The 18,084-nt window shown below is 66.7% G+C and carries 16 protein-coding genes; 12 read left to right on the top strand and 4 right to left on the bottom strand.

What is annotated here, in order from left to right; genetic code table 11:
* Positions 1–429: 429 nt before the first annotated feature.
* Both RPX00_RS45045 and RPX00_RS45040 read right to left on the bottom strand, forming a co-directional pair.
* A complete protein-coding gene (locus tag RPX00_RS45045; RefSeq protein ID WP_406635183.1) occupies positions 430–1,278 on the bottom strand; it encodes an urea carboxylase-associated family protein in 849 nt (282 codons plus the stop codon).
* Positions 1,279–2,010 (bottom strand): GntR family transcriptional regulator, encoded by a 732-nt coding sequence (locus RPX00_RS45040; protein ID WP_406635181.1) that lies wholly within the window; start codon positions 2,008–2,010, stop codon positions 1,279–1,281. It abuts the gene before it with no gap.
* A gap of 310 nt (positions 2,011–2,320) precedes the next feature.
* Here RPX00_RS45040 and RPX00_RS45035 point away from each other — a divergent pair, with 310 nt between their 5' ends.
* The 5 genes from RPX00_RS45035 to RPX00_RS45015 all read left to right on the top strand — a co-directional run bounded on the left by RPX00_RS45035 (position 2,321) and on the right by RPX00_RS45015 (position 8,346).
* Complete coding sequence (locus RPX00_RS45035; protein WP_406635179.1) at positions 2,321–3,628, top strand: MFS transporter; 1,308 nt, start codon at positions 2,321–2,323, stop codon at positions 3,626–3,628.
* A gap of 165 nt (positions 3,629–3,793) precedes the next feature.
* Positions 3,794–5,161, top strand: a complete 1,368-nt coding sequence (locus tag RPX00_RS45030; protein ID WP_406635177.1) for a CaiB/BaiF CoA transferase family protein — start codon at positions 3,794–3,796, stop codon at positions 5,159–5,161.
* Positions 5,149–6,330, top strand: coding sequence for a CoA transferase (locus tag RPX00_RS45025; protein WP_406635175.1), 1,182 nt, complete (start codon positions 5,149–5,151; stop codon positions 6,328–6,330). Before RPX00_RS45030 ends, RPX00_RS45025 begins: the two co-directional genes overlap by 13 nt.
* Before the next feature lie 126 nt (positions 6,331–6,456).
* Positions 6,457–7,188, top strand: coding sequence for an SDR family NAD(P)-dependent oxidoreductase (locus tag RPX00_RS45020; RefSeq protein WP_406635173.1), 732 nt, complete (start codon positions 6,457–6,459; stop codon positions 7,186–7,188).
* Positions 7,189–7,620: 432 nt separating this feature from the next.
* The gene (locus RPX00_RS45015) at positions 7,621–8,346 is read left to right on the top strand and encodes an integrase core domain-containing protein (RefSeq protein WP_406643314.1); all 726 of its coding nucleotides are present in this window, start codon (positions 7,621–7,623) and stop codon (positions 8,344–8,346) included.
* 265 nt (positions 8,347–8,611) lie between these two features.
* On the opposite strand, the gene RPX00_RS45010 is transcribed toward RPX00_RS45015, so the two are convergent.
* Both RPX00_RS45010 and RPX00_RS45005 read right to left on the bottom strand, forming a co-directional pair.
* Complete coding sequence (locus RPX00_RS45010) at positions 8,612–9,211, bottom strand: TetR/AcrR family transcriptional regulator (RefSeq protein ID WP_406635171.1); 600 nt, start codon at positions 9,209–9,211, stop codon at positions 8,612–8,614.
* A complete protein-coding gene (locus tag RPX00_RS45005; RefSeq protein WP_406635169.1) occupies positions 9,189–10,253 on the bottom strand; it encodes an alpha/beta hydrolase in 1,065 nt (354 codons plus the stop codon). The genes RPX00_RS45010 and RPX00_RS45005 overlap by 23 nt, the downstream gene beginning before the upstream one ends.
* A 116-nt stretch (positions 10,254–10,369) precedes the next feature.
* Between RPX00_RS45005 and RPX00_RS45000 the strand changes: the two genes are divergently transcribed.
* From RPX00_RS45000 to RPX00_RS44970, 7 genes are read left to right on the top strand one after another with little or no spacing between them, the layout of a single operon-like run.
* Positions 10,370–10,996 carry a hypothetical protein gene (locus RPX00_RS45000; protein WP_406635167.1) on the top strand — a complete coding sequence of 209 codons (627 nt, stop codon included), beginning with the start codon at positions 10,370–10,372 and terminating at the stop codon, positions 10,994–10,996.
* Positions 10,986–12,353 carry a glutamine synthetase family protein gene (locus RPX00_RS44995; protein WP_406635165.1) on the top strand — a complete coding sequence of 456 codons (1,368 nt, stop codon included), beginning with the start codon at positions 10,986–10,988 and terminating at the stop codon, positions 12,351–12,353. The genes RPX00_RS45000 and RPX00_RS44995 overlap by 11 nt, the downstream gene beginning before the upstream one ends.
* Before the next feature lie 44 nt (positions 12,354–12,397).
* Positions 12,398–13,276, top strand: coding sequence for a phytanoyl-CoA dioxygenase family protein (locus RPX00_RS44990; protein ID WP_406635163.1), 879 nt, complete (start codon positions 12,398–12,400; stop codon positions 13,274–13,276).
* Positions 13,276–14,760, top strand: coding sequence for an aldehyde dehydrogenase family protein (locus RPX00_RS44985; RefSeq protein WP_406635161.1), 1,485 nt, complete (start codon positions 13,276–13,278; stop codon positions 14,758–14,760). Before RPX00_RS44990 ends, RPX00_RS44985 begins: the two co-directional genes overlap by 1 nt.
* Entirely contained in the window at positions 14,757–15,863 is a 1,107-nt protein-coding gene (locus RPX00_RS44980) for a Zn-dependent alcohol dehydrogenase (protein WP_406635159.1), read from the top strand. The genes RPX00_RS44985 and RPX00_RS44980 overlap by 4 nt, the downstream gene beginning before the upstream one ends.
* Positions 15,860–16,615 (top strand): gamma-glutamyl-gamma-aminobutyrate hydrolase family protein, encoded by a 756-nt coding sequence (locus tag RPX00_RS44975; RefSeq protein ID WP_406635157.1) that lies wholly within the window; start codon positions 15,860–15,862, stop codon positions 16,613–16,615. Before RPX00_RS44980 ends, RPX00_RS44975 begins: the two co-directional genes overlap by 4 nt.
* Entirely contained in the window at positions 16,612–18,084 is a 1,473-nt protein-coding gene (locus tag RPX00_RS44970; RefSeq protein WP_406635155.1) for a class I adenylate-forming enzyme family protein, read from the top strand. The genes RPX00_RS44975 and RPX00_RS44970 overlap by 4 nt, the downstream gene beginning before the upstream one ends.

Here is an 18,084-nt window from a genome sequence, read left to right as displayed (position 1 = left end):
CGGCTCCGAGGGCAGTGCGCCTTGGCGCCTTCGCCGATTGATCGAGTGCACCGCTGTGGTCTGTCGCGCCGCTGGCCCGCCTCCGCCTGGCGGCGCGAATGACGTGGTCGTTGTCGGTGTGGTCAAGCGCCACCGAAGCGGGAGCGCGGAAGTGCCGCACGATGTTCGCGGCGTCGATCTGAAATCCGAAGTCGACGGCGGCGCGGGTGACGACGTCGAGCGGTCCAGCCTCGGCAACTTGCCGAAGTGCGCGCCGGGTGCCGTGTTCGGTTCGATCGTCCCGCTCGTCCGGCCGTCTCCGTATGTACGTCGGCGCACGGCTGTTCGCGGATTGGCACCTGGCGGGCAGCGGCCCGGACGTGCATGGAGGCATCGAGTGACCTGGTCCTTTTCGTGAGCCGTGAGCCGTGATCTGGCCGAGCGCGCCGGTCAGCGGGTGTGCTGCCATTGCGGCGCCCGCAGGCCGTGCATTGTGTCGTAGGCGGCCCGTTCGGGCGGCTGCCATCCGCGGAGCAGGTCATGACTGGGTTGGTAGACCTCGACGCCGATCGGGTGGCAGACATCCAAGGGATCACGCGCGTCCGGTCCCCACATCGGCACCGACAGGTCGCCGCCTGGGCAGGTGGACAGCGCACAGAGCAGATCGAGTTCCGCGAAGAATTCGAAGAAGTCCCCGGGCCGCGCAGGGCACGCTTTCATGAAGTATCGGTCTTCATCGGTGAGGCCGGTGCATTGAAAGACGTTCAGGACGTCGTGGACATCGAACTCGGTGAGACCGTAGGGCAGCACCGCTCGGACCAGGTTCGAATGGCAGTGGAAGTCGAAATTCTCACCGGTGAGCATTCGGTTGACATAGGGGTCGCACCGCGTGCCGAGCAGGTCGTGCACCCGTCCGCCGTCGCCGTCGACTCCGTAGCCGGAAAGGGTGTCGTGCGTGACGGTTACGAGCGGGCGGAGGAACGGCAAGGTCGACCACAGCCGATCGAAGGTGCTCACATGCGCACGCTGCAGCTGCCGGGTTCGCGCTGCCCACATGCGCTCACGCGGGTCATGCGCGTTCCACACGTTCAAGTCGGCGACCTGTGGTCCGTCAATGGTCACCAGGCGGCAGATGTGTCCCTGTGGCACTTTCCAGGCCCGGCCCGACCGGATCGGTATCTCGAACGAGTCGACCAGCTTGTGCTGATTGTGAGTCGCCGCCAGCCGTTGGTAAAACGCGCGATCCACCTCAAGCGCACCTCCGGCGGTCGGTCGGTACGCCGCTTCCACGGTGCTCATCTACTGTCCTCCCTCGGGTGCGTTGTGCCGGCGTCGTCGTGCTGGTCGCCGCTGGTTCATTTCGTTTGCCCGGACCACGTCGACCACTCCGCGCTCGGATTCGTCGAGATACTGCCGAGTCAGCGCGGCCGCCCCGGCACGGTTGCCGCTCCGGATCAGGCCGCAGATTTCTCGATCGCGCGGAACCCATGGCGTCTGCCACTGTGCCTCGTCCTTCATGACGGCGAACGCCAACCGCAGTTGAGCGAGGACACCGCTGAAGAACTGGTCGATGCTGACGCTGCCGAACATGCCCACTATCGCCTGATGAAAACGCAGGCTCGCCGTGCCCACGTGGTTCCAGGCTTCTTGCGACACCGCGCTCTCGGCGGCGTGAACAGTCGCTTCGAGAGCTTCGAAGGCCTCTGCGGGCGCTGCCGAACTGTTCTCGATGGCACCAAGTTCCAATGCCCGCCGGACACGGTAGATCTCATGCACGTCGTCGGCGGTCAGCGTTTTGACCGCCGCGCTCTTGTGCATCGGGTACACAATCAGGCCCTCGTGCTCCAGCCGGCGCAGTGCGCCCCGCAAGGTGTGGCGGGCAACCGCGAACTCCGCGGACAACCGGCTGTCGCGCAACTGAGTGCCGGGCGGCAGGTGTCCCTCGAGTATCCGGTCGCGCAGTGCCCTGGCGATCCGCTCGTCGGCGGGTGCCGAAGCAGCCTGATCGAAGATCTCACTGTCCTCTGTCACGAGCCAAAGTTAGCTCAGATCGTTCCACAATGCAACGGCATGGACCGCCAGTCCGAGTGAAAACATGGGATCTAGCTGGACATTTGATCGACGTCATCTGTCTTGTTGACTAATATTGTTCCACGATCTACTGTCTCGTCAGCGCAGCAGGTCGTTGCTGATCAAGGCATGCCGCGCCGGAACGCGGGAGAGCCGCACGGAGCGCGGCCAGCGTGTGAGAAGGCCCGCCGTGCGCGGTGCCCGCCGGCCGGAGCCCCGTCGCGCACGAGCGACCTCCGCGAGTCCCGACACGCCAAGGAAGGCAGTTCTGATGAGCGATACGGCAGTCGATGGCCGAACTCGGCGAGGGGCCACGCCTCAGATGCGGCGCACAATTGCGGGTGCGTGCGCCGGCACGATCATCGAATGGTTCGATTACGGCTCGTACGCCTACGTCGCCGGGACGATCGCGGTGGTGTTCTTCGCCGGCGGCGATCCCGCCTTGGCGGTGATCCAGAGTTGGGGCCTTTTCGCCCTGTCATTTCTCATTCGTCCGTTGGGCGGGCTGTTCTGGGGATATGTGGGCGACCGCATCGGCCGTGCGCGCACTCTGAGCATTACGATCATCGGCACTGGCCTGACCACTACTGTCATCGGTCTGCTTCCCGTGTACTCGGTGGTCGGCTTCTGGGCGCCGATCTTGCTGCTCGTGGCTAGGCTCTGCCAAGGTTTCTGCGCCTCAGGCGAATACGCGGGTGCGGCGGTTCTCGTCGGAGAACACGCGCCGCCCGGGCGGCGCGCACGGTACGTCAGCTTCATCGCCATCGGAAACTCCGCGGGTTTTATGCTTGCGTCGATTTCGGTCACCGTCTTGCAGGCCGTGCTGGACACCGCGGCGATGCAGTCGTGGGGCTGGCGCGTTCCGTTCCTGCTCAGCGCACCGCTGACGCTCGTGGGCTGGTACATTCGCCGAAAGATCGACGAAACGCCGGCCTTCGCGGAAGTGCGGAACGGTACAGTCCAAAGCGCGCCTCCTTTGCTTGCGGGCTTCTCGGCGCACTGGAAAACCTTTTTGCGGCTTTTGTTCGTCATGGGAATCAATGCCGGAGCTTACTATCTCGTGCTGGCCTACATGGCCAGTTACCTCCAGGAAGAAGTTCAACTGAGCGCCTTTCAGTCCAATCTGATCGTCACCATCGCCTTGCTTGTTTACCTGCCCACTCTCTACTGTCTCGCCCGGCTGTCCGATCGCATTGGGCGCAAGCCGGTCCTGATCGCTAATACTCTGCTGTTCTTGGTGTTCAGTTTCCCCTCGTTCCTGGTGCTCGACCATGGCGGGTTTGCCGTCGCGCTGACCGTCCAGATTCTGATGACCAGCATGTTCGCCTTCAGTGACTCCACCTTCGCCACCTTCTTCGTCGAATCATTCCCGGTTAACGTCCGTTTTACCGGTTTTGCGAGCCTCTTCAACTTCGGAGTAGCGATATTCGCGGGCACCACTCCTCTTCTTTCCAGTTGGCTCATCGGCCGAACGGGCATCGCGGCCTCTCCGGCATTCATCGTCATGGTGTTGGCCGCGGCCTGCCTGATCGCACTGCTGCTCTCGCCCGAAACGGCCCCCGGGAAAAGGGTGCGATGACTTGCCCGCCAATCGTCGGCAGGCTAGTCGCCGCCAGCAGTCGGGCCATGACAGGGCGCGCCCGGCGTCTCGCGGATATCCCTCGCCAAAGGCCAGGGTGCAGTCTCTGATTCTGAGTCCGATGGTTCGCTACGGCTGTCGCTCACCTTCGAAAGGGCTTAATCTATGACTGAAGGTCACGCCGGATCGCGACCGTCGAGCAGCGGTCGCTCCGGGGAAATGCCGTTGATTCGGCCCCTGTCGCACATTCGCGTTCTCGATTTCGGGCAGTATTTTGCCGGACCTCTCGTCGGCATGATGCTGGCGGACTTGGGTGCGGAGGTCATCCGCATCGACCCTCCCGGCGGTCCCAGGTTGCATTCACCTGCTACCGATATGCTGTCGCGCGGCAAGTCGTCTTTGACTCTCGACCTCAAGTCCTCCGATGGCTTGGCTACGGCCCTTGAGCTGGTGCGTCGCGCTGATATCACGATCGAGAATTTCCGTCCTGGTGTCATGAAACGGCTCGGATTGGGGCCGGACGAACTGCGTGCGGCGAATCCCGGGATCATCAGTCTGTCGCTGCCTGGTTTTGCTTCGACCGATCCCGGTCTGGCGCCTGTCGCGGCATGGGAGGCGGTGATCGCCGCACGGACCGGGCAGTTCAGTGACATGGGCCTGAACCGCCGCCTCATGGGAATCAACCCCAGCTTCACGCCGCTTCCGCTGGCTTCCGCGTATGGTGCGACCTTCGGGGCCATGGCGACGCTGTTCGCGCTCGGCGCCCGGGACCGAAACGGCGGGGATCACATCGAGGTTCCGCTGGCGTCGGCGCTGCTCGAAGGCCTTGTCTACAACTGCGAGCAGATTGAAGACTATCCAAAACGCTACAGTTCCGCGCGCGAGATAGAACTTGACCGGCGTGAAACTGAAGGGCTCCCTTGCGATCTTCCATTTTCGGAATTGGAGAGATATTTAGATCCATTTTACCGGACGTACGAGTGTGCGGACGGGCGCGGGTTCTTTGTCGGCGCAGCCGGTGTCTCGGGGCATCCCCAGCGAGCGCTTCGGGCGCTGGGGCTCGAGGAGCTCGCGCGGAGCCTTCCCGACTTCGACGCCTATCTCGACCAAAAAGATTGGCCGGCCGAGTGGAGCATGCGAAACTCTCCGGTGGGGGAGCGTGACCGAGAACGTCTTGCCGGGGTGATGAAGGCTGCCTTCCTCGGGCGTCCAGCTCGCGAATGGGAGGAACTCTTCGGGGCGGCGAAGGTGCCCGGTACCCTGCAGCGATCTACCAGGGAATGGCTTTCGGATCCCCACGCGCTGGCCTCCGGTCTGGTCTTGAGAGTCTCCGATCCACGCCGCGGCGAGATGCGGCAAATGGGAAACGTCGCTTGGCTGGCCGACGATTCCGCGGCGGAAAAAAGCGCCCTGGGCCCGCCCTCGACGATGCGGCGTCAAGGCTCCCGGCGATCCTCGCGGAGGCGCCGCGCACGCTGCGCGGCGGCGCGGAATCCTCGGGATGGCTCGAGGGGCTGCGGGTGGTCGATCTGACGAATGTCGTCGCCGGTCCGACCATCGGATCGACGGTGGCGCGTTTCGGCGCGGACGTCGTGTCAGTACAGCCGGTGGAGCCGTCGCTCGATCCATGGGGTGCGGTGACGCTTGGCGTGCACGCTCATCGCGGCAAGCGGAGCGCTCTGCTGAATCTCAAGACTCTCGCGGGACGCGAAGCGCTCGAAAAGCTGATTGCCGGGGCTGACGCGGTCACGATGAACTGCACAGACTCGCAGCGTGAGGAACTCGGTCTTTCGATCGAACGTCTCCGCACGCTGAACCCGACGGTCATCCTCGTTCAAGTCGATGCGTTCGGCGGTCCACGGCGTGGCCCCAAGTCCGATCATCTCGGGTACGACGACTTGGCCCAGGCGGCGACGGGAGTCATGGTCCGGTTCGGCGGAGGCCTGGCGACCCCGGAGGAGCATGCTCATATGGGCACGATCGACGTGATCGCGGGTCTGAGCGCCTGTGTTGCTCTAGGGGCGGCGTTGGAACGCCGAAGGAGAACCGGGCAGGGCGGCGTCGCGCGTACTTCGCTGGCCGCCGCGGGAAACCTGATCCAGGCACCGTTCATGTTCGACTATCCGGGCCGCGCTCCATTTTCTGAGCCGGCCGGGCGTGAAACGCGCGGGCAGGGGCCTTTTTATCACTGCTATCAGGCCCTGGACGACTGGATGTTTTTTGCCGCGCCGGAAGAGCGGCGAGTCGCACTCAGGGCAGTCCCTGATTTGGCGGACCTCGCGGAGGAAGCCGAGGAGAACCTGGGCGCCGCGTTGGCGGCGCGCTTCGCGACACGCGACGTCGCCTACTGGGAAAAGTCCTTAGCGGGCACATCTTCGGCGATTATCCGCATCGGCTCGCTGCGCGCCACGCGCGCCGCCGCGCTGGTGGCCGAGAGCGAAGGTGAGATCGACCTCGCCCAGGCTACGTTCCGCGTTGTCCGTCACGACCGCCATCCGATGGGTCGTTGGATCGATCTTGTCGCGCCGAATGCGGTACGGCCCGAACGGGGTCGTGTCGTCATCCCGGGAGACGCGCCGAAATATGGCGCGCAAACCCGTGAGGTATTGCGCGGTATCGGCTACTCAGAGGAGCGCGTCAACGCAATGATCGCCAAAGGGGAAGCGGGTGACAGTTGGTCTGAGAATTATTTGCCAGAGTGAATTAAGCAACAAGTTCGGACTACGCGTCCGGTCCGCGGACGAGAGTCGTCGAGGCCGTGCGTCGTTGTGGTCAGCGGGATCATGTGCTTGCCCGGGAGCAGGCGCGGGCGGGCGAAAGGGAAGACTATGGTAAAGAAGCTGGAGAAACGAGTTGCTATCGTCACCGGTGCCGCCGGGGCGCTGGGGCGGGCCACTACGGCCGAGTTACGCGAATCCGGCGTCGACGTCGTGGGCGTGGATGTCGTAGGCGGGGATTGCGAGCAATTCGACATAGCGAGCAAGGAAGGATGTGCGGCGATGGTCGCCCGCACCCTGGAGCTGCACGGACAGCTCGACATTTTGGTCCTGAACGCCGGGGTGCAGCACGCATCGCCTATTGAATCATTCGATGACGTCCAGTGGCAGCGGGTTCTTGACGTGTGCCTCAACGGCCCCTTCTACGCCATCAAGGCCGCGTGGCCGGCGCTCACCGGTACGCCGGGCGGTCGCATTGTCGCCACCGCCTCCACGTTGAGCTTCCGCGCTGAGGCCAACAAAGCGGCATACAACGCTGCCAAGCACGGCTTGCTCGGGCTCATCAAGACCGCCGCCGTCGAGGGTGGTCAACTTGGTTTGACCGCGAATGCCGTGGCTCCGGGGTGGATGATGACCCCGTTGGTGGAGAAGCAGCTCGCCGATCAAATGCGGCTGCGAGAGGCCTCCCGGGACGAGGTTCTTGCGGCGTTCCTCGAGGAGCAACCCGTCAAGCGCTTTGTCGAGACGACAGAAGTGGCGGCAACCATATCGTTTCTGGCTTCGCCCGCGGCATCAGCTATCAATGGGGTTTGCGTGCCGGTGGATCTGGGTGCGCTGGCGTGACGGTACGCCGACCTTGTGGGTGCCGGAAACGTTGTCGTGAGTGCCGACCGGCTGGTTCGTGATGTGTGGGCGGGTGGTTGATGGGGCGCGGGTGCCGTGGTTCATGATCACTTGCTGTGGTCATGAGGTTTCTGTATCTGCTGGTGACGCGGGTGTTCGGTTGGCTGGTGCTGTGCTCTCGGTCGGACGCTGCGAAGGATGCCGAGATCGGGGTGTTGCGTCATCAGTTCGCGGTGCTTCAGCGTCAGATGGTGCGGCCGCGTTTGACCTGGGTTTGATCGTGCGGTGTTGCCGGCGTTGGTGCGGCTCGTGCCGGGCTGGCGTCGGCTGTGGTTGATCGTGTCGCCGCGCACGATTCTGCGGTGGCGTGCGGCGCTGGTGCGACGTCGGTGGGCCTGCGGGCGTCGACCGGGTCGGCCAGCTGTTGCCGTGATGATCCGCCGGTTGGCGGTGGAGATGGCGAGGGACAATCCGGGTTGGGGTTGCCGCCGAATCCACGGCGAACTCGTCGGGCTGGGATACCCGATTGAGCCGTCGACGGTGTGGAAGGTCCTCAGGGATGGGGGAGTGGACCCGGCGCCGCGCCGATCGGGACCGGCGTGGAAGCAGTTCCGACTGCCCAGGCCGGAGGCATTCTGGCGATGGATTTCTTTCACGTGGACACGGTGTTGCTGCGCCGGCTGCAGGTGTTGTTTGTCGTCGAGCGTGATCGTCGTTGGGGGCGACGGCTTATCAGACTGCGGAGTGGCTGGTGCAGCAGGCCCGGGACTTGCTAGTGGGACTTGGCGACCGAGTGGACAGTGTGCGGTTTCTGGTCCGTCACGCGACGCGAAGTTCACGGCCGCGTTCGATGCGGTGTTCCCGTCGGTCGGCATCGACGTCCTGCGGAGCCCTGTCGGAGCTCCTCGGGCGGACGCGATCGCTGATCGATGGGCAGGCAGTGTGCGTCGCGAGTGTATGGATCGGATACTCATCGTGAACCAGCGTCACCTGGAGCAAGTGCTGGCCGAGTATGTCGATCACTTCAACCACCATCGACCCCATCGCTCCTTGCACCAACGGCCGCCCGATCAAGTCCTGGTACCCGGCCGCTTGACCGGCACCGGACGGGTTCGGCGTCGTGATCGGCTCGGCGGACTGATCCACTCGACGCAGTAGCGGCAGCCGACGGAAAGGCGGACGGAGCGATGAGCATTTCATCGTGATCGTGGGCGGAATTCATCGCTGCGGCAATGGCAAAGCTCGCTGGACAGCGCGATGCGGGCGATCTGGTCACGATCTCGATGCGGGATGTCCGGGGGAACATGCCGCAGCTGAGCGGGATCTGAGCGCAGTCCTCGGTCGCGGAGTGCGGAGTCCCTCCGGCGATCCGCTGTGACTGTGCGCCCCGATCGCGGATCAGGGCAGCGCGCGATGTCCGGCGTTACGCAGAGGCTGCCCGGGCGAAGGCCGACTCCATCAGTTCGATCGTGGTCTCCAGGTCGACCCGGATGTCCTCTTCCGAACGTGTGACGACGAAGCGCAGCAAGATCCCGTCGAGCATCGAAACCACCAGGCGGCCCAGGCGTTCGTGCGTCGGTGTCATCTCGTCGGCCCCATCCGCCTGCTGCAGGGCCTTCTGGACGACCTCGTCGAGCTGTCGCATGAGGTTCACGGCCTGGTGCTTGCGGTTCTCGTCCGCGAGGGCCCAGTTCAGCAGTTGGTATTGGGCCGCGATGATGTCGGGGTCGGCGATCGCGAGGTCGACGTAGCGGGTCACCAGTTCGCGCGCGGTTCCGTTGGTGCCCTCGCCCGCTTTCACGGCTTCGTCGATGATTTCGCTGGCGATGTCCCAGCAGTAGGCGAACGTCGCCTCGATGAGGTCTTCCTTGCTGCCGAAGGTGTAGTGGATGGTCCCGATGTTCGCTTTCGCCTCGGCGCCGATCCGGCGCGTCGTGGCTTTCGCGACCCCCTCGCGCCCAATGACCCGAGCAGCGACCTCGACGATCTGGCGTCGTCGTTCAGCTGCGGGGATGTGCGCCATGCCTGGCTCCTTGCTGGTCCTCGGGCGGCCCGCCCGAGTTGGTCACGTGAATAGGTTCGTGATCAGAGTAGCCGGTTTCGCCGGGTTTACCCGCGGTTAGGGTCAGATGGCGAGCGAGGTAGTCCGCCGTGTCTGTCGCGGCGAGGCGGGCCTTGCGCAACAGGCTGACCTCGGTGAAGAACCCGTGCAGCACGCCGTCGTAGCGGCGCAGTTCGACCGTGATCCCCTCTGCAGCGGCGAGTTCGGCGAAGCGTTCGTAGTCCGATCGCAGCGGGTCGACCTCGGCGGAGATCACCAGGAACGGCGGGAGGGAGGTCGTCGACAGCTCCGGCACTGCCCGGGGGTCGAGCAGGTCGTCGCCGCTGGCGTAGTTGCTCCAGAACCACTGGGCATCGGCCTTGCACAGCACCGGGGCGTGTTCGAACGCTTCCCAGGACGGGCCCTGGAAGCTGGCCGAAGTCGCGGGGTAGGCGAGCGCGAGGCATCGCGGCATCCTGCGGCCAGCCGCGGCAAGCGTCGTGCATACCGACAACGCCAGGTTTCCGCCGGCGCTGTCGCCAGCGATCGCGAGGCGGGCGGTGTCGATTCCCAAGGTCGCTCCGTCACGCTCGAGCCAGTCGTACGCGGCGAGGCAGTCGTCGGCCGCGGCTGGATAGACCGATTCGGGTGCTCGCCGGTACTCGACTGAAACCACGACGCAACCGGCCTCGACGGCGAGCGTCCGGCAGAGATCGTCGACGCCGTCCAAGGTCCCGAGCACGAAGCCGCCTCCGTGGAGGTACAGCACTGCGGGCAGGTCGCTGTCGGCTGTCGGCCGATAGCAGCGCACGCGCAGATCGACGGCTGCGGTCGGCACCGCTAACTCGCGGACGTCGTGGACGGGGATCGCTGAATCCCCGGGGGAGGCGTCGAACATCGCCCGGATCGAGTCCACCCCGTAACGGTGGTACGGCGGCTCCGGTCCGTCCCGCAACAGCAGCTCAGCGAGCCTGCGGGCGTCCTCGTCCAGCAGCCCGAGCATGGTCGGCATCGACAGTCCCATCGCAACCCTCCGCGGAAAAACTCTGGCCAAAACTCTTGACGCGACCCGGTCAGGATGACTCTAATCACAGGACCTAATCAAGCGTTTAGGTCACATGAGTAGATCTGAGGTCGGACATGTCAGATACCGCAGGTTCAGCTCCCGCTGCTGCCGAAGTGACCATCGCCGGGCGCCGCACTCCGATGGTGTTGTCCGTGACGCGCTGCCTCCGCGAGGGGATCGAGCGCGGCACCCGGATCCCGGACGGCAGCCGGACGGTGGCGCTGCTCTCGGCGACCGACGCCCAGCGGGCCTATGTCACTTTCAGCGGCGGCGAGGTCGTGGTCGCCGCCGACGCGACCGGTGATCCGGACGTCACGTGGCAGGTGCGCTGGCCGGATCCGGTGCCGAGCGATTCCCCCGGCGACGACTTCGCCCAGGCGGTCGAGCGGCTGCTGTCCGGCGGCGACGCCGATTGGCGCGAGGCGGCCGAGGGCTTCTGGAAGCGGACGAGCGCTCTCGCCGGCATGCCGAGCGGACTGCACGTGCTGTGCGCCGACGACGGCAGCGAAGCCGTGGTCGGCGACCTGCAGCCGGAGGGGCAGGGAGTGCTCGGCACCGCCGCGGCGCTGACCGGCTTCTTCTCGGGGCGGTCGACCCTCATCGAGGCTTTGGAGGGCGGCGAGTTCGGCATCAACGTCTCTTTCCCCGTTTTCTCCGTCCTGCTGGGCGCCAACCTGAAGGTGGTGTGCGGTGAACTCTGAAGACACCCGCGGCCTCGACAGCTTCGCGAGCGTTCGCGTCGAAGCGACCAACCACGACGGCGTCCTGATCGGCAAGGTCGTCTCGCCGGCCAAGTACCGGGCTGGACGCATCAAGGGGATCGCTTTCGCGGACCTGATCCTCGGCCTGGACCTGACCAATCATGGTCAACTGGGCTTCGCGTTCCCCGCGTGGCGGCAGGAGGGCTTCATGCCCGACCTGCACCTGCGGCCGGACGAAAGCACCTTGGTCGAATGGAAGCCCGGCACCGCGTCGGTGATCTGCGACTTCTGGACCCGGGACGGCGAGCCGGTCGAGGCCGATCCGCGCCAGGCGCTGAAACGGGTCGTCGCGGCATACGCCGAACGAGGTCTCACCGTCAAGGCGTCGGTCGAGATCGAGGCCACTGTCTTCCAGGAGTCGATTGATCAGGCCCGGGCGCAGGACTACCAGGGCTTGACCCCGTTGGGCGGAACGGCCGGAGCGGCGGGAGTCCTCGCGAAGTCACCGGACTTCGTGGCATACGGCGAGGGCGTGACCGCTCGGCTGAACGAGCTCGGCATCGACTGGGAAGCCTGGTCGGACGAGGCAGCGAGCGGGCAGATCGAGTTCAACCTCGCTCCCGCCGACGCCGTCACCGCGGCAGACCTCTGGGCACGCACCCGTCAGGTCATGCGTGAAGTCGCGTACGCGCAGGGCCGCAGCATCACCTTCATGTCGAAGTGGTCGGCCGAATACGGCCAGGGCACGCACCTCAACGTCTCGGTGAGCGACGAGAACGGCAACCTGTTCTTCGACAGCGCGAACCCGGATCAGCCGAGCGAGCGGATGCAGCATTTCCTCGGCGGCGTCATGGGTTCTCTGGCCGGCGCGACCAGTTTCGCGCTGCCCACGATCACGGCTTACCGCCGCCTGATCGATCTCGAAGGCCCTCCGGTCACTCAGACCTGGGGCGTCGGCAACAAATCGTGCGCCGTGCGGGCCGTTCTCGCCGGCTCCGACGCGAGCCGTCTCGAGTACCGGGTGCCGTCCGCCGACTCGAACGCCTACCTCACCCTCGCATCGTTCCTCGCGGCAGGACTTTCCGGTCTGGCCGACAAAACGACCCCGCCGCCCGCCTACGAGCTGATGGCCTGGGGAGCACCCGAGGAGATCGCGCCCCGCCTCCCGTCGAACCTCTACGACGCGATCGCGGCACTCGAGCAGGACGCCGCGCTGCGCAAGTACCTCGGCGCCGAACTCGTCGACTACTGGATCGGCTTGCGCCGCTGGGAATGGCTCATCTTCCACACCGAGACCGAGCGCGATGACACGCAGCTGTCGGTCTGGGAGTCCAAACGTTACTTCGAACTCGCCTGATCACCTCGCCTCGAACCGGCATCTTCACGGAAGGAAGAAGAATCATGACCGCACAGCTCCGCGACGCCTCCACCGCTGCCGAGGCAGTCGAGATCCTCGAACGCGACGGCGTCGTCCGCATTCCGAACCTCCTCTCCGCGGAACAGCTCGAAACCGTCCGTAACGACCTTCTGCCGCTGATGGACGAGACGCCCAGCGGCAGCGACCCGTACTTCGCGGGAACCAAAACGCGGCGGCTCGGGCGGATCTTCAAGCACACGAGGGCACTCGACGCGGCTGCGACCAGCACTGTCTTCTTGGAGACGGCGAAGCATTTCCTCTGCCCGCCCAAGGGAATGTGGTACGGCCAGGACCGGGTCGACGAGACGCCGACCATGCAGATCGGCGCGACGCAGTGCATCCAGATCCACCCGGGACAGGGCCTGCAGCCCCTGCATCGCGACGACAGCATTTTCTACACGGTCCACCCCGGGAAAACCGACGCGATCGGCATGATGTTCGCGCTGTCGGACTTCACCGAGGAGAACGGCGCGACCCGGGTGATCCCGGGAAGCCATCGGTGGGACGACGAGCGGATGCCCGAGATCGGCGAGACGATCCCGGCCGAGATGAGCGCGGGCTCGGCGGTGATGTGGCTCGGCGGGACCTACCACGGCGGCGGCCAGAACGTGTCCGCCGACTCGGTCCGCACCGGCGCCATTCTCGGGATCTCGCGCGGTTACCTCCGGCAGGAGGAGAACCACTACCTCTCCCTCTCGATCGAGGAGGTCAAGGAGTTGCCGGAGGAGATCCGCGGGCTCCTCGGCTACTCCGCTTCGAACCCCTACATGGGCTGGGTCGAGTTCGAGGGCGAGATGGCCGACCCGCGGGTCGTGCTGGGCGAGGTCGAGGGCGCCGGGCTCCTCGCCGGGGTGGACTCCTGATGTCCGATCCCGCCACGTGGCGCAGCCTGGCCGCTGCCGTTCCCGCGTCCTTCGGGATGTGGGACGGCGGCGACTGGGCCGAGGCGGCCGGCTTCGAGACCCTCGCCCTGCGCGATCCTTGGACTGGCAACGACTTCACCCGGGTGCCCTCGGCATCGGCAGCCGATGTCGACCGCGTCGTCAAGAAAGCGACGGACACTTTCGAATCCGGTTCGTGGTCTCGCATCTTGCCCCAGGAACGCGGCCGAGTCCTGCTCGCGTGGGCCGACCTGATCGACACGCACGCCGACGAACTCGCGGTGCTCGTGTCGCGCGAGATGGGCAAGCCTGTCCGCGACGCCCGTGAGATCGAGATCGCCACCACCGCGCGAATGCTGCGCTGGTACGGCGAGCTGGCCGACAAGCTGATGGACGAGTCGCCGCGCGGGCTGACCGATTCGCTGGCGCTCGTCACCCGGGAACCGGTCGGGGTCGTCGCGGCCATCACCCCGTGGAACTTCCCGCTCAGCCTGGCGATGCTGAAAATCGCCCCGGCGCTGATGGCGGGCAACAGCCTGGTCCTCAAGCCCGCGCTGCAAACGTCCGCATCGTCGCTCCGGCTGGCCGAACTCAGCAGTCTCGCCGGCCTTCCCGACGGCGTCTTCCATGTCGTCACCGGACGTGGCGCCACGGTCGGCACGGCGTTGACCCGGCACCGCGCGGTGGCCTGCGTGACGTTCACCGGTTCGACCGAGGTGGGCCTGCGCCTGCTCGGCGATTCCGCGGTGTCGAACGGCAAAACCGTGTGGCTGGAGCTGGGCGGCAAATCGCCGAACATCGTCTTCGCCGACGCGCCGGACCTGGACGCGGCGATCGCGACCGCCGTGTGGGCGTTCACCTTCAACACCGGCCAGATGTGCACCGCCGGAAGCCGTCTGTACGTCGAAGAATCGGTCTACGACCAAGTCCTCGAGGGCGTCTGCGCTGGCGCTGAACGCCTTGCGGTCGGCGACCCGCTCGACCCGGGCACCGACCTCGGCCCCTTGAGCAGTCGCGGCCAGTGCGACACCGTCTTGGACTACATCGCGTCCGGACTCGACAGCGGGGCGACCCTGCGAAGCGGCGGCGCCCAGCCCCTCGATGCCACCCGGCCCCTTGTCGCGCCGGCCGTTTTCACCGGAACCGACACCTCGATGCAGGTGGCCCGCGAAGAGATCTTCGGCCCGGTCGTCTGTGTCCAGCCGTTCCGGGACGAATCCGAGGCGCTCCGTCTGGCCAACGACACCGATTTCGGTCTCGCCGCTTCGGTCTGGACCCGCGACGTGTCGCGGATCCACCGGATGGCGCGCGGGCTCGACGTCGGCAACGTCTGGGTCAACTCCTACGAGGAGGGCGTCCCGGCGACACCGTTCGGTGGGCGGAAGCTGTCTGGCAACGTCTCGGACAAGGGCAGCTATGCGGTGGACAAGTACACCCACCTCAAGCACACCTGGATCTCGTTGTGAGCGAGGAAATCCTGGCCGCCGTGCTCAACGAGGCCCCCGGAAAGCTCGCGCTGGAGACGGTCCGGCTCGACGCTCCCGGCCCGGACGAAGTGCTCGTCGACGTCCATTACGCCGGGTTGTGCCGGTCCGACCTGCACGAGATCGAGGGCGTGTGGCCGGCGAGCTGCCCGACCGTGCTCGGGCACGAGGCTTCGGGCGTGGTGCGGGAGGCCGGCGACCGGGTGACCGGCCTGCGGCCCGGCGACCACGTGGTGACCTGCCTGAGTTCCTATTGCGGCACTTGCCGATTCTGCCTGGCCGGACGGCTTACGCTGTGCGCGCGACGCGGGCAGTTGCGTGCGCGCGCGGCACCCGTCCTCACGAACGCGGCTGGACGACCGGTGCACCCCACGGCCGGGCTCGGGGCGTTCGCGACTGCGATGGTGGCGCATCAGCATTCGCTGGTGCGGATCCCGGACACGATGCCGCTGGCCGCCGCGTCGGTCCTCGGATGCGCGGTCGTCACGGGCATCGGCGCCGTCTTTCGCAGTGCCCGGGTCGAACCGGGCGCGACGACAGCAGTGCTCGGGTGCGGCGGCGTCGGCATCGCCGCGATCCAAGGCGCCAAACTGGCCGGCGCCAGCCAGATCATCGCCGTCGACACCAACGAAGCGCGGCTCAAGGACGCCCTCGGTTTCGGTGCCACCGCGACCGTCGACGCGTCCAGCACCGACAGCGTCGAAGCAGTCCGCGAACTCACCGGCGGCGGGGTCGACTACTCGTTCGAGGCGATCGGATTCGCCGCGACGGTGGAGCAGTCCTTCGCGATGCTCGGCCCCGGCGGCACCGCCACGGTGCTCGGCCTGGTGCCGGACAGCCAGCCGCTCACGATCCGCGCCGCGGAGCTGTTCGCGCTCGAGAAACGGCTGCAGGGGGCGTTCATGGGTGCCAACCAGTTTCCCACCGACATCCCGCGATACGTGCGGTTCTACGAACAGGGCCGCCTCGACCTCGACTCCATGCTCTCGGCTTTCGTCGGCCTCGACGAACTCGGCGACGGGTTCGCGCGCATGAAGCAGGGCGGCCTGACCCGCGTCATCGCCGACATCAGGAGGCACGCGTGAAACCACTCGTCGCGATCACCGGCAGGCGGATCTCCGCCACCACGCTGGCCGGGCTCGATCCACGCTGGGCCGCGGGCAAGGCCGACCTGTTCTGGTCCGAGTTCGGCACGAAAGTCGCCGAGGCGGGCGGCATTCCGGTTCAGCTGCCTTACGAGAGCGCGGGGCCGGAGGCGATCGACCGGATCGACGCACTGATCCTCACCGGCGGGCAGGACGTCGACCCCGAGGTGTGGGGAGGTCCGGCTCCGGGCGAGGGGCACGGCGGCGAGGTGCTCGCGATCGACCGGCGCCGCGACGACTACGAGATCTCGCTGGTGCGGCACGCGATCGAGCGGCGCTTGCCCGTCCTCGGCATCTGCCGGGGGATTCAGGTGCTGAACGTCGCTCTGGGCGGCACCCTCGTGCCGCACTTGACCGAGACCGACGTCCGGCACCTCTCGAAGGAGAGCATGCCCGACCGCCGTCCCGGGAAGGAGCACGCGGTCGCCTTCGCCGAACGCACCCTCGCGTGCCGCTTGTACGGTGCTCGCGGCGACGTGAACTCGTGGCATCACCAGGCCGTCGACCGGCTGGGCACCGGACTTGTCGCGTCCGGTCGCGCACCGGACGGCGTGGTCGAGGCGATCGAGCTGCCCGGGCACGCCGTCCTCGGGCTGCAGTGGCATCCGGAGGCGAGCGCGGACCTGGAGCCGTGCTTCACCTGGCTGATCGAACAGGCCCGGGACCGTTGCCTCGTCGGGGAGTCCCGGTGAAAACACTGCCCGAAGCGGTCTGGACCTGCGGCTCGGGCGTGGCACTGGTCGACGGCGAGGAAGAGCTGACCTACGCCGAACTCCGCCTGCGGGCGGACCGGGCAGCAGGCCAGCTGCTGGATCTGGGCGTCCGTCGCGGGGACCGCGTCGTCATCGTCGGGCACAACAGCACCGGGTGGGTGGTCGCCTATCTGGCCGGACTGCGGCTCGGCGCGATCGTCTCGCCCGCCAACAACCGGCTGAACGCCGACCAGTTCCGCGAGCAGTGCGACCTCCTCGACGCCCGGGTGGTCGCCCACGACGACGACCACCGGCACCTCGCTGAGCACGCGGGCCGGAGCACGTGCCGGCTGGAGGACCTCGTCGCGAGCAAGCACGAGCCCCTCGTCGGCAGCTACCCGTGGCCGGACGAGAACGAGGACGCCGTCATCAGTTTCACCTCCGGCACCACCGGCATCCCGAAGGGCGCTGTCCTCTCGCATCGTGCGATCCTCGCTGCCGCGCGGACCATCGCCGACTGCGCTGGCCTCGGGGCGCAGGACAGCACGCTGGTGCTGGTCCCGCTCTTCCACAACACCGGCTTCAACGACCAGCTCGGCGCACTGCTGGTCGCGGGCGGACGCACCCATCTCCTGCGCCGCTACCGGACTTCCGACGCCCTCGCCGAACTGAAGCGGCGACCGGTGACGTACTTGACCGCCGTACCCAGCATCCTGCGGCTGCTCACCGTGGCCGACGACGCCGACGCTGCCTACGCGGCGACGCGGGTCGTGCTCTTCGGCGGCAGCCCGATGCCAGCCGCCTGGTCCGAGGAACTGTTGAACCGGTGGCCGCGGCTCGTGCTGTTGCACGGGTACGGCCTGACCGAGTTCACCTCGGGCTGCACCGTCCTCCCGCCAGAGCTGATCACCGCCAAAGGCGAGTCGGTCGGCCTGCCGGTCCCGGGCGTGCGTGTCCAGGTGACCCGCGACGACGGCACTCCCGCCGCCACCGGGCAAATCGGCGAGGTGTGGGTCAAGGGCCCCACCCGGATGAGCCGGTACTGGGAGCAGCCCGAGCTGACCGCGGCGAAGATCGCCGGAGCCTGGCTGCGCACCGGCGACCTCGGTCGCCTCGACGGCGACGGCCTCCTCTGGCTTACCGGTCGCATCGACGACGTCATCAACCGCGGCGGCGAAAAAGTCCTGCCCGCCCATGTCGAGTCGAAGGTCGCCTCGCTTCCCGCGATCGCCGAGGCCACGGTCTTCGCCATCCCCGACCCGGTTCTGCAGGCACGCATCGGGGTCGCCGTGATCCTCCGGAAGGCCGGCGGGTTCGACGTCGAAGCGGCCAGGGAGCAGCTTTTCGCTCAGCTTCCGGACTACGCCGTCCCCGAACGGTGGGCCGTCTGCGACGAGCTGCCGCGCACCGCGTCCGGCAAGGCCGACCGTCGCGCGATCGCGCGCAACTACCTGGAAGGGGCCAGCTGA

It is taken from the genome of Amycolatopsis sp. WGS_07 (genome assembly GCF_045278895.1).
Taxonomy (GTDB): Bacteria; Actinomycetota; Actinomycetes; order Mycobacteriales; family Pseudonocardiaceae; genus Amycolatopsis.
The sequence above is the reverse complement of the archived record's forward strand: the minus strand, read 5'-3'. Positions and strand labels throughout refer to the sequence as shown.

Excerpts from the sequence above, each read along its gene's own strand:
- RPX00_RS45045 (WP_406635183.1), bottom strand. The coding sequence starts at position 1,278 with ATGAGCACCGTGGAAGCGGCGTACCGACCGACCGCCGGAGGTGCGCTT.
- RPX00_RS45035 (WP_406635179.1), top strand. The coding sequence starts at position 2,321 with ATGAGCGATACGGCAGTCGATGGCCGAACTCGGCGAGGGGCCACGCCT.
- RPX00_RS45030 (WP_406635177.1), top strand. The coding sequence starts at position 3,794 with ATGACTGAAGGTCACGCCGGATCGCGACCGTCGAGCAGCGGTCGCTCC.
- RPX00_RS45020 (WP_406635173.1), top strand. The coding sequence starts at position 6,457 with ATGGTAAAGAAGCTGGAGAAACGAGTTGCTATCGTCACCGGTGCCGCC.
- RPX00_RS45015 (WP_406643314.1), top strand. The coding sequence starts at position 7,621 with ATGATCCGCCGGTTGGCGGTGGAGATGGCGAGGGACAATCCGGGTTGG.
- RPX00_RS45010 (WP_406635171.1), bottom strand. The coding sequence starts at position 9,211 with ATGGCGCACATCCCCGCAGCTGAACGACGACGCCAGATCGTCGAGGTC.
- RPX00_RS45005 (WP_406635169.1), bottom strand. The coding sequence starts at position 10,253 with ATGGGACTGTCGATGCCGACCATGCTCGGGCTGCTGGACGAGGACGCC.
- RPX00_RS45000 (WP_406635167.1), top strand. The coding sequence starts at position 10,370 with ATGTCAGATACCGCAGGTTCAGCTCCCGCTGCTGCCGAAGTGACCATC.
- RPX00_RS44990 (WP_406635163.1), top strand. The coding sequence starts at position 12,398 with ATGACCGCACAGCTCCGCGACGCCTCCACCGCTGCCGAGGCAGTCGAG.
- RPX00_RS44985 (WP_406635161.1), top strand. The coding sequence starts at position 13,276 with ATGTCCGATCCCGCCACGTGGCGCAGCCTGGCCGCTGCCGTTCCCGCG.